This is a genomic window from Azospirillum brasilense, assembly GCF_008365405.1.
Lineage (GTDB): Bacteria > Pseudomonadota > Alphaproteobacteria > Azospirillales > Azospirillaceae > Azospirillum > Azospirillum brasilense_D.
Genome location: NZ_QOKV01000030.1, coordinates 18,261 through 32,384 on the forward strand (window position 1 = coordinate 18,261; position 14,124 = coordinate 32,384).

Annotated in this window: 11 protein-coding genes; 4 read left to right on the top strand and 7 right to left on the bottom strand. The window is 66.2% G+C overall.

Translation table 11 applies throughout. The features are described 5' to 3' along the window. Positions 1-44: 44 nt before the first annotated feature. The 4 genes from scpA to DS837_RS28480 form a co-directional block, all read right to left on the bottom strand. A complete protein-coding gene (gene scpA / locus DS837_RS28465; RefSeq protein WP_149167815.1) occupies positions 45-2,198 on the bottom strand; it encodes a methylmalonyl-CoA mutase in 2,154 nt (717 codons plus the stop codon). Positions 2,199-2,371: 173 nt separating this feature from the next. Then, a complete protein-coding gene (locus DS837_RS28470; protein WP_149167816.1) occupies positions 2,372-2,965 on the bottom strand; it encodes a biotin transporter BioY in 594 nt (197 codons plus the stop codon). A gap of 38 nt (positions 2,966-3,003) precedes the next feature. Next, complete coding sequence (gene accC / locus DS837_RS28475) at positions 3,004-5,004, bottom strand: acetyl-CoA carboxylase biotin carboxylase subunit (RefSeq protein WP_149167847.1); 2,001 nt, start codon at positions 5,002-5,004, stop codon at positions 3,004-3,006. A 23-nt stretch (positions 5,005-5,027) separates the two neighbouring features. Beyond that, positions 5,028-6,560 (bottom strand): acyl-CoA carboxylase subunit beta, encoded by a 1,533-nt coding sequence (locus tag DS837_RS28480; protein WP_149167817.1) that lies wholly within the window; start codon positions 6,558-6,560, stop codon positions 5,028-5,030. A gap of 219 nt (positions 6,561-6,779) precedes the next feature. Between DS837_RS28480 and DS837_RS28485 the strand changes: the two genes are divergently transcribed. Further along, a complete protein-coding gene (locus tag DS837_RS28485; RefSeq protein WP_149167818.1) occupies positions 6,780-8,228 on the top strand; it encodes a helix-turn-helix domain-containing protein in 1,449 nt (482 codons plus the stop codon). A 61-nt stretch (positions 8,229-8,289) separates the two neighbouring features. Then, positions 8,290-9,018: an aspartate/glutamate racemase family protein gene (locus tag DS837_RS28490; RefSeq protein WP_149167819.1), complete on the top strand. Its 729-nt coding sequence runs from the start codon at positions 8,290-8,292 to the stop codon at positions 9,016-9,018. Between the two features lie 18 nt (positions 9,019-9,036). On the opposite strand, the gene DS837_RS28495 is transcribed toward DS837_RS28490, so the two are convergent. From DS837_RS28495 to DS837_RS28505, 3 genes are all read right to left on the bottom strand, one after another. Then, on the bottom strand, positions 9,037-9,627 hold the full coding sequence (locus DS837_RS28495) for a DUF2087 domain-containing protein (RefSeq protein WP_149167820.1): 591 nt from the start codon (positions 9,625-9,627) through the stop codon (positions 9,037-9,039). Positions 9,628-10,000: 373 nt separating this feature from the next. Continuing rightward, positions 10,001-10,426 carry an EF-hand domain-containing protein gene (locus tag DS837_RS28500; RefSeq protein WP_170296024.1) on the bottom strand — a complete coding sequence of 142 codons (426 nt, stop codon included), beginning with the start codon at positions 10,424-10,426 and terminating at the stop codon, positions 10,001-10,003. A gap of 131 nt (positions 10,427-10,557) precedes the next feature. Further along, entirely contained in the window at positions 10,558-12,432 is a 1,875-nt protein-coding gene (locus DS837_RS28505) for a tetratricopeptide repeat protein (protein WP_149167822.1), read from the bottom strand. Between the two features lie 505 nt (positions 12,433-12,937). Between DS837_RS28505 and DS837_RS28510 the strand changes: the two genes are divergently transcribed. Continuing rightward, the gene (locus DS837_RS28510) at positions 12,938-13,189 is read left to right on the top strand and encodes a hypothetical protein (protein WP_149167823.1); all 252 of its coding nucleotides are present in this window, start codon (positions 12,938-12,940) and stop codon (positions 13,187-13,189) included. Between the two features lie 92 nt (positions 13,190-13,281). Beyond that, positions 13,282-14,121, top strand: a complete 840-nt coding sequence (ppk2, locus tag DS837_RS28515) for a polyphosphate kinase 2 (RefSeq protein ID WP_247890177.1) — start codon at positions 13,282-13,284, stop codon at positions 14,119-14,121. The last annotated feature ends 3 nt before the right edge of the window (positions 14,122-14,124 follow it).

A 14,124-nucleotide genomic window follows, 5' to 3' on the forward strand; every position in this document is an offset into this window, starting at 1 on the left:
CCCTGGCTGGGGAGCGCGAGGGAAGGACATCCCCTCACCCATTATCACGCCGCGGCCTTCTGCTTGCGCAGGATGGCCAGGATGTCGGAGGCGGCCTTCGGGATGTTCGTGCCGGGGCCATAGATGGCGGCGGCGCCCGCCTTGTAGAGGTAGTCGTAATCCTGGGGCGGGATCACGCCGCCGCAGACGACGAGGATGTCGCCGGCGCCCTGTTTGCGCAGCTCCTCGACCAGTTGCGGGACCAGCGTCTTGTGGCCGGCGGCCTGGGACGACACGCCGATGACGTGCACGTCGTTCTCCACCGCCTGACGGGCGGCCTCCTCCGGGGTCTGGAACAGCGGCCCGATGTCCACGTCGAAGCCGATGTCGGCGAAGCTGGTGGCGATCACCTTGGCGCCGCGGTCGTGGCCGTCCTGCCCCATCTTCACGACGAGGATGCGCGGGCGGCGGCCCTCCTCGGCGGCGAAGGCGGACACCTCCTCCTGGATCTTCTTGAAGCCCTCGTCGCCCTCATAGGCGGCGCCGTAGACGCCGGAGACGGAGCGGATGACCGCCACATGGCGGGTGAAGGCCTTCTCCAGCGCGTCGGAAATCTCGCCGACCGTGGCGCGGGCGCGGGTCGCTTCGACCGCCAGCGCCAGCAGATTGCCGGACTTTTCCGTGGCGGCCTTGGTCAGGGCTTCCAGGGCGGCGCGGCACTTGGCGTCGTCGCGGTTGGCACGGACCTGATTGAGGCGAGCGATCTGGGATTCGCGGACCGCCGTGTTGTCGATGTCCAGCACATCGACCATCTCGGGGTTCTCCGGACGGTACTTGTTGACGCCGACGATCACCTCCTCGGCGCGGTCGACGCGGGCCTGCCGGCGGGCGGCGGCCTCCTCGATCAGCAGCTTGGGCATGCCGCTGTCCACCGCCTTGGTCATGCCGCCGAGATCCTCGACCTTGTTGATGAGGTCGAGCGCAGCGTTGGCGAGGCTGTGGGTCAGATTCTCGATGTAGTAGGAGCCGCCCAGCGGATCGACCACGTTGGTGACGCCCGACTCCTCGGCGATGATGAGCTGGGTGTTGCGGGCGATGCGGGCGGAGAATTTGGTGGGCAGGCCCAGCGCCTCGTCGAAGGCGTTGGTGTGCAGCGACTGGGTGCCGCCCAGCACCGCGGCCATCGCCTCGATGGTGGTGCGGATGACGTTGTTGTAGGGGTCCTGCTCGGTCAGCGAGACGCCGGAGGTCTGGCAGTGGGTGCGCAGGGCCAGCGAGCGGGCGTCCTTCGGGTCGAACTTCTGCTTCATCAGGGTCGACCACAGCAGACGCGCGGCGCGCAGCTTGGCGATCTCCATGAAGAAGTTCATGCCGATGGAGAAGAAGAAGGACAGGCGCGGCGCGAACTTGTCGACCGGCAGCCCCTTGGACATGGCGGCGCGGACGTATTCGAGGCCGTCGGCGATGGTGAAGGCCAGCTCCTGCACCGCGGTCGCCCCGGCCTCCTGCATGTGGTAGCCGGAGATCGAGATCGAGTTGAACTTCGGCATGTTCAGCGCCGTGTACTCGATGATGTCCGCGATGATCCGCATCGAGGGTTCGGGCGGGTAGATGTAGGTGTTGCGGACCATGAACTCCTTGAGGATGTCGTTCTGGATGGTCCCGCTCAGCTTGTCCTGGCTGACCCCCTGCTCCTCCGCCGCGACGATGTAGCCGGCGAGGATCGGCAGCACCGCGCCGTTCATGGTCATCGACACCGACATCTTGTCGAGCGGGATGCCGTCGAAGAGGATCTTCATGTCCTCGACGCTGTCGATGGCGACGCCGGCCTTGCCCACGTCGCCGACCACGCGCGGGTGGTCGCTGTCATAGCCGCGGTGGGTGGCGAGGTCGAAGGCGACCGACAGGCCCATCTGCCCGGCCTTCAGGTTCGCCTTGTAGAAGGCGTTGGAGTCCTCGGCGGTCGAGAAGCCGGCGTACTGGCGGATGGTCCAGGGCTTCACCGCATACATCGTGGCGCGCGGGCCGCGGGTGAAGGGCGGGAAGCCGGGCAGGCTGTCCAGCTCCAGACCTTCCAGATCGTCGGCGGTGTAGAGCGCCTTGACGTCCAGCCCCTCCGGAGTCTTCCAGACGAGGTCTTCGAGCGTCCCGTTGGCGCCGAGGTCCTTGGTGGCCAGGGTCTGCCAGTCGGCCTGGGTCTTCTTCGGGAACTCGCTCATGGGACGTCTCCTCGACACGGCTTCTTGGTTCGAATGATTTGAAACGATCAATGAATGGGAGGGTCTTGCCCCCACCCCGGCCCTCCCCCGCTCTCGCAGGGGAGGGAGAACAGTCCCCTCCCCTGCGAGAGCGGGGGAGGGTTAGGGTGGGGGCAAGCAAGCCCCCCTTACTCTCAGCCCTGCGACCGGCGGGCGACGACCTTCCAGGCGGCCTGCATGATCGCGGCACCCAGCGCCGTCTTCAGGACCGTGGCGGCCAGGAACGGCGTCAGGCCCAGAGCGACGGCCTTCTCGCCGCCGAACAGGACGGCCATCCAGGCCACGCCCGGAACGAACAGCAGGGCGTGGCCGATCGCCAGGGCGCCGACGGCCTTGAGCGGGCTGCGGTCCCAGCCGCGCTCGGCCAGCCAGCCGGTGACGCCGGCGGCCAGGACGAAGCCCAGCAGGTAGCCGGCGGTCGGGCCGGCCATGTAGGCCGGGCCGGCGCCCGGACCCGCGAAGACCGGCAGGCCGGCCAGACCCTCGGCCAGATACAGCAGGACCGTCGCCGTGGCGAGGCGGCTGCCGTAGGCCATGCCGAGCAGGATGACGACCATGCTCTGCATCGTCATCGGAACCGGCCAGAAGGGCACCTGGACCTTGGCCGAGGCGGCCAGGAGCAGGCTGCCCAGAACCGCGGCGGTGGCGGCGGTGAGCAGGCCGCCCCGCGGGGCGACCGTCTCGAGAAGCGAAGCGGCACGCTGCGAAAGCGTGTTTGCGAAAGCCATCGTCCTTACCTTTCCCTATATGTCGGAGCCCGCTTGGCTCACGCGAACTCCAGGATCTTCTGATCGACCGCCAGGCTGGAGCCGGGCGTCGCGTGCACCTTGGACACCGTGCCATCCTGCGCCGCGCGCAGGATGTTTTCCATCTTCATCGCCTCGACCACGGCCAGCACCTCGCCGGCCTTGACCTCCTGCCCCTCGGTCACGGCGACCGAAACGAGCAGGCCGGGCATCGGCGACAGCAGGAACTTCGACATGTCCGGCGGCGCCTTCACCGGCATCAGCGCGTCGAGCCGCGCCGCGTTCGGAGTCAGCACCTTGACCAGCGCCTGGCTGCCGGAGTGGGACAGGCGGTAGCCGACGCCGACGCGGTCCACCTGGACGCAGACATGCGCGCCGTTCACCGTGCCGCGGAACAGCGGCTGGCCGAGCGTCCAGTCGCTCCACACCACATGGTGCTTCCCCTCGAAATCGACGGTGTAGCCGATGCGCTGCGGGCTGCCGTCCGTCGGGTGGACATGGACCGGGTGCTGCGTGCCGTCCATCACGACGACCCAGTCGTCGCGCACCCGGATCTTGTTGCCCGGCATCTTGCCGGTGATCTGGATGTCGCGGTCGTTCAGGCAGCGGTGGATCACCGCGGCGACGGCGATCAGGATCGCCGGCTCCTCCGGCGGCAGGTCCGAGGCGTGGAAGCCGTTCGGGTATTCCTCGGCGATGAAGTTGGTGGTCAGCCGGCCTTCGACGAAGCGCTGGTTGGCCATCAGCGAGGCGAGGAACGGGATGTTGTGGCTGACGCCGCGAATGTAATACTGGTCCAGCGCCTCGCGCATGCGGGCAATGGCGGCATCGCGCGTCGACCCCCAGCTGCACAGCTTGGCGATCATGGGGTCGTAGTACATGGAGATCTCGCCGCCCTCATAGACGCCGGTGTCGACGCGGACGTGCGGGTCCTCCGACGGCGGACGGTAGTGGGTCAGCCGGCCGGTCGAGGGCAGGAAATTGCGGAAGGGGTCCTCGGCATAGACGCGGGATTCGATGGCCCAGCCGTGCAGGTGGATGTCCTCCTGCTTCAGCGTCAGCTTCTCGCCCGCCGCGACGCGGATCATCAGCTCGACGAGGTCGAGGCCGGTGACCAGTTCGGTGACCGGATGCTCCACCTGGAGGCGGGTGTTCATCTCCAGGAAGTAGAAGTTGCGCTCGGCGTCTACGATGAACTCGACCGTGCCGGCGGACTTGTAGTCCACAGCGCGGGCCAGCGCCACCGCCTGCTCGCCCATCGCCTTGCGGGTGGCGGCGTCGAGGAAGGGCGACGGCGCCTCTTCGATGACCTTCTGGTGGCGGCGCTGGATCGAGCATTCACGCTCGCCCAGATACAGGGCCGTGCCCTGCCCGTCCGCCAGCACCTGGATCTCGATGTGGCGCGGCTGCTGGATGTACTTCTCGACGAAGACGCGGTCGTCGGCGAAGGAGGAGCGCGCCTCGTTCTGGGCCGAACGGAAGCCTTCGCGGGCCTCCTCGTCGTTCCAGGCCACGCGCATGCCCTTGCCGCCGCCGCCGGCCGACGCCTTGATCATCACCGGATAGCCGATGTCGCGGGCGATGGTCACCGCCTCGCTGTCGTCGGCGATGACGCCCAGATAGCCGGGCACCGTGCTGACGCCGGCGGCCTTGGCCAGCTTCTTGGACTCGATCTTGTCGCCCATGGCCTGGATGGCGTGGGCGTCCGGACCGATGAAGGCGATGCCGGCGGCGGCCAGCGCCTCCTGGAACTCGCGCTTCTCCGACAGGAAGCCGTAGCCGGGATGGACGGCCTGGGCGCCGGTCTTCTTGCAGGCGTCGACGATGCGGTCGATCAGCAGGTAGCTCTGCGCCGAGGGGGCGGCGCCGATGTGGACGGCCTCGTCGGCCATCTCGACGTGCAGGGCGTTCTTGTCGGCGTCCGAATAGACGGCGACCGTCTTGATGCCCAGGCGGCGCGCCGTGCGGATGACGCGGCAGGCGATCTCGCCGCGGTTCGCGATCAGGATCTTTGAGAACAGGGTCGTCATGGGGCGGCGCGCCTTCAGAGCGGGATGTTGTCGTGCTTGCGCCAGGGGTTCTGGAGCTGCTTGTTCTTCAGCATGGACAGCGCCTTGATGACGCGCCGGCGGGTGCCGTGCGGCATGATGACGTCATCGATGTAGCCGCGCGACGCCGCCACGAACGGGTTGGCGAACTTCTGCCGGTATTCCTCGGTGCGCGCCTCGATCTTGGCGGTGTCGCCGATGTCGCCGCGGAAGATGATCTCCACGGCACCCTTTGGCCCCATCACCGCGATCTCCGCCGACGGCCAGGCGTAGTTGATGTCGCCGCGCAGATGCTTGGACGCCATCACGTCATAGGCGCCGCCGTAGGCCTTGCGCGTGATGACGGTGATCTTCGGCACGGTGGCCTCGGCGTAGGCGAACAGCAGCTTGGCGCCGTGCTTGATGATGCCGCCGTATTCCTGCGAGGTGCCGGGCATGAAGCCGGGGACGTCCACCAGGGTCAGGATCGGAATCTCGAAGGCGTCGCAGAAGCGCACGAAGCGCGCGGCCTTCTTGGAGCTGTCGATGTCCAGGCAGCCGGCCAGAACCATCGGCTGGTTGGCGACGATGCCGACCGTGCTGCCGTTCATGCGGCCGAAGCCGATGATGATGTTCCGGGCGTAGTCGGGCTGAAGCTCGAAGAAGTCGCCCTCGTCGACCGTCTTGAGGATCAGCTCCTTCATGTCGTAGGGCTTGTTCGGGTTCTCCGGCACCAGCGTGTCGAGCGACAGGTCGTCGCGGTCGATCGGGTCGGTGCAGGGACGCTCCGGCGCCCGCTCGCGGTTGGAGGCCGGCAGGAAGTCGATGAAGCGGCGGAGCTGGAGCAGCGCCTCCACGTCGTTCTCGAAGGCCATGTCGGCGACGCCGGACTTGCTGGAATGGGTGATCGCCCCGCCCAGCTCCTCCGCCGTCACCACCTCGTGCGTGACCGTCTTCACCACGTCCGGGCCGGTCACGAACATGTAGGAGCTGTCCTTCACCATGAAGATGAAGTCGGTCATGGCCGGCGAATAGACGGCACCGCCGGCGCACGGCCCCATGATGAGGGAGATCTGCGGGATGACGCCCGAGGCGTTGACGTTGCGCTGGAAGACCTCGGCGTAGCCGCCGAGCGAGGCGACGCCCTCCTGGATGCGGGCGCCGCCGGAATCGTTCAGGCCGATGACCGGCGCGCCGACCTTCATCGCCTGGTCCATGATCTTGCAGATCTTCTCGGCGTGGGCTTCCGACAGCGAGCCGCCGAAGACGGTGAAGTCCTGGCTGAAGACGAAGACGAGGCGCCCGTTCACCGTGCCGTGACCGGTGACCACGCCGTCGCCGGGTACCTTCTGGCCTTCCATGCCGAAGTCGTTGCAGCGGTGCTGCACGAACATGTCGAACTCCTCGAACGAGCCTTCGTCGAGAAAGAGTTCGATGCGCTCCCGCGCGGTCAGCTTGCCCTTGGCGTGCTGCCCGGCGACGCGCTTTTCGCCGCCGCCCAGCCGCGCACCGGAGCGCATGGCGTCCAACTTGGCCAGAATTTCTTGCATCAGGCGTTTCCCACTTTGGCGAGCGGCGGAGGACCTTGCGAACCTTGTGGCAGCGGCCCCCTCACCGGAACGCCTGGATTATTCACAAGATTTGCAACAGGGCAATTGGCCGGGCGGGAAAAATGTGCGAAGTTGCGAACATCTTTGCAAACGCAGCGCGCGGTTTGCCAAGTTTGCGAATATGCACTTCGACATAATCTCCGGGTGATAGGCGGGTCCATGCAGAAGCTCTTCCTCGGCTACAAGCTCCGCCGCCTGCGCGAGCAGCGCGGGCTGACCCAGGCGGCGCTGGCCAAGACGCTGGACCTGTCGCCGAGCTACCTGAACCAGATCGAGAACAACCAGCGCCCGCTGACCCTGCCGGTGCTGCTGAAGATCTCCGCCGTGTTCGAGGTGGACCTGTCCAACTTCGTCGAGGACGAGGACAGCCGTCTGGTCGCCGACCTGCGCGAGGCCCTGGCCGACCCGCTGTTCGCCGGGGCGCCGCTGACCAACGCCGAACTGCGCAGCGCCGTCGGCTCCAGCCCCGAGTTGGCCCGCCGCGTGCTGAGCTTGCACCAAGCCTACCAGAAACTGCACGAGCGGGTGCAGTCGTTGGCCGACAGCCTGTCGAACCAGGAACCGAGCGACGCCTTCGCCGGGCCGCAGTTCCCATACGAGGAGGTCCGCGACTACTTCCACTACTGCAACAACTACATCGGCCCGCTGGACGAGGCGGCGGAAAATCTCTGGAACACGGAGAAGATCCACTCCGGCGCCCTGCTGAACGAGTTGGCCGCCTATCTGAAGCGGCGGCACGACGTCCGTGTGAAGATCGTCGCCGACGACGGCGAGACGGCCATGCGCAGCTACGACGGCAGCACCGGCACGCTGCGCCTGTCGGCCCTGCTGAACGGCCCGAGCCGCGCCTTCCACATGGCCCACCAGATCGCCCTGCTGGGCTTCGGTGACGTGATCGAGGAACGGGTCGCCCAGGCGAAATTCTCCAGCGAGGACGCGCGGTCGATCTGCCGCGTCGGACTCGCCAACTACTTCGCAGGCGCGCTGGTCCTGCCCTACCGCGCCTTCGCCGCGCAGGCCCGCGCGCTGCGCCACGATGTGGAGCAGTTGCAGAGCCGCTTCGGCGCCAGCTTCGAGCAGGTCTGCCACCGGCTGTCCACCCTGCAACGGCCGGGGGCGCGGGGGCTGCCCTTCTACTTCGTGCGGGTGGACATGGCCGGCAACATCACCAAGCGCCATTCGGCGACGCGCTTCCACTTCGCGCGCTTTGGCGGCGCCTGCCCGCTGTGGAACGTGCACGAGGCCTTCGCCCAGCCCGGCAAGATCCTGGTGCAGTTCGCCACCATGCCCGACCGCACCACCTACATCGGCATCGCCCGCACGGTGACCAAGCGCGGCGGCGCCTATCTGAAGCCGTCGCGCCAGTTCGCCGTCGGGCTCGGCTGCGAGGCGACCCACGCCAACGAGATCGTCTACGCCGCCGGCATCGACACCTCCAACGAGGCCGCCGCCGTGCCCATCGGCGTGAACTGCCGCATCTGCGAGCGCACCGACTGCCAGCAGCGCGCCTTCCCGCCCATCGGCAGCCAGTTGTCGGTGAACGAGCATCACCGCAGCTTCGTCCCCTACCTGTTCACCCAGGAGGGGCGGACCGTGGAAAAGGCCTGAACGGTTGGCGATCCGCAACGGCCGCTCTATCATCCGCGCCCTCAACCGACGGGATCACGACATGACGACGCCCACCGCCCGGCCCCTGCCCCAGAAGACCATCGGCGTCCTCGGCGGCATGAGCAACCAGGCCACCGCCGAATATTACCGCCTGCTGAACGACGGGCTGAACGCCCGGTTCGGCGGCTGGGACAACGGCGAGATCGTCATCGTCAGCGTCAATTTCGGCAACATCGAGCATTTCGTCCGCCGGAACGAATGGGACGCCGCTCACCGCTACCTGTCCGGCAAGGTCGACGCGCTGGAGCGCGCCGGGGCCGACGTCATCCTGTGCGTGTCGAACACCATGCACCGCGTGGTCGAGCCGATCATGGAAGGGTGCGCCACCCCCTTCATCCACATCGCCGACCCGACCGGCGCCGCGATGCGGACCGCCGGCCTGTCGCGGGTCGCGCTGCTGGGCACCATGCCGACGATGCTCTCCGAGGATCTGCGCCGCCGCTACGCGGAGCGCTTCGGGGTGGAGATCATGGTGCCGTCCGACGCCGACAAGGCAACGGTCGACCGCATCATCTTCGACGAGCTGGTGCGGCGCGACCTGCGCCCGGAGTCCAAGGCCCGTTACCTGGAGATCATCGACCGGCTGGCCGCCGACGGGGCGCAGGGGGTGATCCTCGGCTGCACGGAGATCTTCCTGCTGGTCGATCAGGCCGACCGGCCGGATGTCCCCATGTTCAACACGACGGCGCTGCACGCCGCCGCCGCGGTGGCCTTCGCACTCGGCGACTAGGCGGCCGGAACGCGGCGCTCATGCCTTCGCCCTTTCACCGGCGGACGCGGCCTTGAGACGGCGGATCAAGGCCAGCGCTTCCGGCGGCGGCCGCTGCTCGACGCGCCGGTAGACACTCCCGTCGCGCGTCCGGTCGAGCAGACCGAAATCGCACAGCTCGCGGCGCAGCAGGGCATGGTCGCCGAAATGGTGGGCGTCGCGCAGAAGGCGGTTCACCTCGCCTTCGGCCATCACCTGGCCGGCGGCGATCCGCGACCACAGGACCCACAGGCACAGATCCCGCTCGGAGCGTTTCGGCGGCCAGCGCAGCAAGGCGCCGGCGGCGTCGAAGCAGCGGGCCACCTTCAGGACCCTGACCGGATCGGCCGGCGGCGCCACGTTGACCGTCGCGCCGAGTCGATCCGGCGCCGCCGCCTGTTCCATCGTCTGAGTCTGTTCCGTCGCCTGCACCCGGAAATGCTGGAAGTTCCGGCACCCGACCGCCTTGGCCAGCATGTTGAGCCATTCGACATGGCCGGGCGGCTCGGTCCGGCCGGCAAGTTGTGTGCGCAATGAGCGCGCAAGCGCGGAAATATCGCCCGCGCTGTAGGGCAGCGATCTCTTGGACATGGAATCATCCTCACGACGCGCCATTCCGCGAAGGGATGCCGGTGGTCGCCGACTTCCGACGCGGCACGCGATGAGGTGTCGGTCGAGAGAGTGTCGTGGCAGGTTTAGCTCCCCTCGACGGGGCGGCGACGCCTTGGTGAACTGCCGACCAGAGCTGCTTTCTACCGCAAGGCGGCGGCAGCGGCAACTGGCAAACCCGGGGCGGTTCCGCTGGCGTCAAGGGAAGCGAATATGCCTATCGCCGAACAAGGCCCCTGCGGTCGATTTTATTATTTATTATCAAAAACTTATCATTCCATCTTCTGTTTTTCCACTGACAGCGGCTTGCCGCCGTTTCAGGAACGTGGAAGGGCCGTCGACCACGTCAGCTCACTCATCGGTTCCGAACACGACTCAGGAGCGCGCTGAATTCCTGCCGGTCAAGAAACCCGTCGTGATTGGTGTCGGCCTGTTTGAAGGCGGAATCGACGATATCAAGAAACTCAAGGGTGTCGATCTTGCCATCAGATCCGGCGATGTTCGCGAACACATCGGAGGGCAGAAAGGTCTCACCGGCGGTCAAGGCAAGGTCCTTGTTGCGGTCAAGAATATAGAACACCAGCATTTGATTGTTCTTGAACTCCATCATGGAGACGCTGCCGTCCTGATCGTCGTCGAGAAGTTCGAAGATCCTGGCGTCGCGTGCAGTCTCCACGGAAGCCGCCGCCACGGGCGCCGCAATGTGCGTGAGCGCCGCCACAGCCACAATCAACGTGAACGCCACTTGCAACGTGAACGCCACTTGCGCCTTCGCAGCCATGGCCAATCTCCCCATCCGGACCGAAATGTTCGGCTTCTTCCTGGTATCGGGCCGCAAGCCGGCGTCGTTTCAGAAGTAGCATGCGGCCGCTTTCGGGAATGCTACGCTAGCGCCACGTTGCATCCCGGCGATCAGAGCCTCTCGCCGTCGGCCATCTGCGAGGGCGGGATGGCAAGCCCAGCCTTGCGCAAGCCATCAACGATCCGGACGATGATGTCCGGGTGGATGTTACGCCGCTCGAATTCGGAGATCGCCTTGATCGGGAAGTTCGGGTCGAGCCGCAGGATCTCGGAGACCGCCTTCGCCGCCTCGGACCGGTTTCCGGTCTGGCCGTGGATCATCGCCAGCGCGACGTGGCCGAGAATGACCTCCCGCCCCAGATTGGCCCGTCGCATCTCCTCGAGAGCGTCGTCATAGCGACCATTCACGTAATGATACGTGGCGATCACGATGCGGTACCAGCTCGGCTGCGCCGGGTTGCGCATGAAGGCTTCGCGGATCAGGGGGATGCCGCGCTCCCATTCACCGGTCAAGCTGTAGCAGCGCCCAAGATCGGCGAGGATCGCGCTGTCGTTCGGGTTGAGCGCGAGCGCCTGTTCGTACGCGGCGATGCTGCGCTGTGGCTCGCGGCGCAACCACCAGGCAAGGCCGAGCGCCTGATGGGACAGCGCGCTGTCCGGAGCCAGCATCACCGCGCGCTCGGCCAATTGCAGCCCTTCATCCATCGGATTGGGACGCGCCGGACTGGGGTTGAAGTCGAGCCGGGCTTCGTCGATGGTGATCATGGCCAGCGCCGCCCAGGCCTCCGGGTAGCCGGGGTCGCTCTTGGTCGCCCGTTCGAGGCAATCGCGCACCTCGGCGTGGAGGGCGACGCTGAGCTGGCGCCAATACTGACGGGTGCGCAGAAGGCAGGCGTAGGACGACAGATCCTGTGGTGCATGCTGGCCGCTCAACCGCGCCTCCTCGCGCTCGATCACGCCGTCCGATTGCGCCAGGGTCCGCGCGACCTGAACGGCGATGTCATGGCGCAGATCCAGCAGCTTGGCCGGCGTGACGGCGCGTCGGAAACTGTCCGACCACAGGTAGCGATGATCCTTGGCCGCGATCAGCGTGGCCGTGACTTGGATGTAGTCTCCGGTTTGAGCGACGCTGCCCTTCAGCATGTAGTCGACACGGGTGGTCGGCACGGCCTCGCGCAGGGCCGGCGCCGAAGGGTAGCGGAAGCTGGTGTCGGCGCCGAAGACCAGGAAATCCTCGAAGCGGACGAGCGCCGAGACGATATCCTCGGTGATGCCGTCGGCGACGAGGTCGAGAGCCGGATCGCCGGAACCGTTGGTGAACGGCAGAACCAACAGGGCCGGACCGCGCACCGCTCGTTGTGGCGCGGCCGGCGCCGTGGCGCTCTCCGGGGCGCTCCTCGTCGGGTCGGGAGCGCTGCCGCGCCACCCGGCGAAGAGCCCCAGACCGACCGCCAGAAGCGTGACCGCGACCGCGACGGCCAGCCAACGGAGCGGACGGTCGATGTGACGTCCGAGGACGTGCGGCGTGCGGGGCGCGTCCAGCCTTTCACGGGTCGACAGCGATGCGGGGCCGGATGCCTCATTCGGAAGGTCGGTCCCGGCAGTGACCGGCACCAGGGAAAACTGGGGGACGTAGCCACCCTTGGGGATGGCGATGCGCAGCGGGTCGGCGGCGCCTTCGGTCAGATAATAGTGCTCCAGGGCGCGGCGAAGACGGCCGGCCTGGATGCGGACAACCGGATCGAGCAGCGGATCGAAGCTGGCGTCACGGTCGAACACGTCCATGGCGATGGTGTAGGCCTTGATGCGATTGGCCCGCCCGGCCAGGGCCTCCTGCACGATGAATTGCAGAAAGCGGCGGCCACGGGCGGAACCACGCAAACTGCGGCTGGCCAGCACACGCGCCAGTGCCGCGTCAATGAGCGGTGCCGTGATGGTGGACGCAGGCAGATCAGTGGCTTGCGGCTCGTCGGAGGCGTGAAGCACGAGCGCCCTCCTTCCTTTATGTCCGTCCGGCAGCGGTGCCCATAGGCAAGCGGTCGTTGCAACATGCGGCCCATGCCGGAACGGCCTACACCAGCCACGCGCCTGAAGCTGTAGACACCATGATCACGAGGCGCATGGCACAGCATCCGCCAGAACCTCTCGAATGCACGAAAAGTTTCCACACACGCACGGCGCGCATGATCATTGCGGAAAACGACGCCAAACCAAGAGTGAAAACCAGTCTAGCTCGAAGAAGTGGCGGCAGGAATACTTACCGACGGCATAGACGCTTTACGCTCACGCCCTGGCTACATTACTTCTTTCGGAATCATAATCCCCTACCTTTTTGTGCAGCACGCGAAGCCGTTCTGTTTACCTGTTACGGTATCAAAGCCAACCGTTTCACGCTTCAAGACAGCGGGCGATCCGGTGCAGATTGTCCGGGGGCAAAGCCCGAAATAAGGCAGGCACCCCGGCGCTCTTCCAGAACCGGGGAGACTAGCCCATGTCGGATAAGCTACGGCACGTCGTGGAGCGGTTCCCGGACTTGGAAGAGATGATCAAACAACACAGCGCGGACAACCGGTTCTTTCGCAGCCTCTGTGAAGATTACGGAGAAGCCGTCGAGATTTTGCGCGGATGGGAAGCGTCGAACAGCGGACGACGCTCGAAACGCACCGCCGCGTGCCGCGCTCTCATCGCGGACCTCGAACAGGAAATCCTGCTCGAACTCCAGAACCGGATCGATGGTGTATGACCATTCGCTGAGCCTGTCGCCGTACCTGTCGCCGAGTCTGCCAATGAACCGCCAGTCCCGTTACGGATCACACGGAACACCCGTCCGCGAGGATGATGAGCATGGCAAAAAAGCTGAAGACCAAGCAGCGCGTGGAGTACGCACAGCAAAAGCTCAAGCGGCGGGACTACGAACGCGCGCTTGTGGAGCTTCATGTCGAACTGGTGAAGCTGCAACAATGGGTTGTTCACAAGGGCATGAAGGTCTGCGTCGTCTTCGAAGGGCGCGACACCGCCGGCAAGGGCGGAACCATCAAGGCCATCACGGAGCGCGTGAGCCCGCGCGTGTTCCGCGTCATCGCCCTGCCAACGCCGACCGAGCGCGAAAAGTCGCAAATGTACATTCAGCGCTACATCCCGCACCTGCCCGCTGCCGGGGAAGTCGTCATCTTCGACCGGAGCTGGTACAACCGCGCCGGGGTCGAGCGGGTGATGGGCTTTTGCACCGAGGAACAGGCGAAGCGGTTCCTCGACGCCGTCCCGAGCGTGGAGAAGGCCATCATCGAGTCCGGGGTGATTCTGCTGAAATATTGGCTCGAAGTCAGCCCGAAAGAGCAAACGCGCCGCCTGGAAGCACGGATCAACGATGGGCGGAAGGTCTGGAAGCTGTCGCCGATGGATTTGAAGTCCTACGGCCGCTGGTACGACTATTCGCGCGCCCGCGACGACATGTTCGCACAGACCGACACCCCCTGGGCACCGTGGTTCGTCGCGCGTTCGGACGACAAGAGGCGGGCGCGCCTGAACATCATCCGCCACATGCTCGACCACATTCCCTACGAAGAGCTGCCCAGGGAAGCGGTGAAGCTGCCCAAGCGCCAGGACCCGGACGGCTACGAGGACCCCAACTATCCGTCGAAGGTCATTCCGGAGCTGCAATGGCCCACGGGGTGAGGC

Bases quoted from the DNA above. Each gene is read 5' to 3' on its own strand.
- scpA (WP_149167815.1), bottom strand. From the start codon at position 2,198: ATGAGCGAGTTCCCGAAGAAGACCCAGGCCGACTGGCAGACCCTGGCC.
- DS837_RS28470 (WP_149167816.1), bottom strand. From the start codon at position 2,965: ATGGCTTTCGCAAACACGCTTTCGCAGCGTGCCGCTTCGCTTCTCGAG.
- DS837_RS28480 (WP_149167817.1), bottom strand. From the start codon at position 6,560: ATGCAAGAAATTCTGGCCAAGTTGGACGCCATGCGCTCCGGTGCGCGG.
- DS837_RS28485 (WP_149167818.1), top strand. From the start codon at position 6,780: ATGCAGAAGCTCTTCCTCGGCTACAAGCTCCGCCGCCTGCGCGAGCAG.
- DS837_RS28490 (WP_149167819.1), top strand. From the start codon at position 8,290: ATGACGACGCCCACCGCCCGGCCCCTGCCCCAGAAGACCATCGGCGTC.
- DS837_RS28495 (WP_149167820.1), bottom strand. From the start codon at position 9,627: ATGTCCAAGAGATCGCTGCCCTACAGCGCGGGCGATATTTCCGCGCTT.
- DS837_RS28500 (WP_170296024.1), bottom strand. From the start codon at position 10,426: ATGGCTGCGAAGGCGCAAGTGGCGTTCACGTTGCAAGTGGCGTTCACG.
- DS837_RS28510 (WP_149167823.1), top strand. From the start codon at position 12,938: ATGTCGGATAAGCTACGGCACGTCGTGGAGCGGTTCCCGGACTTGGAA.
- ppk2 (WP_247890177.1), top strand. From the start codon at position 13,282: ATGATGAGCATGGCAAAAAAGCTGAAGACCAAGCAGCGCGTGGAGTAC.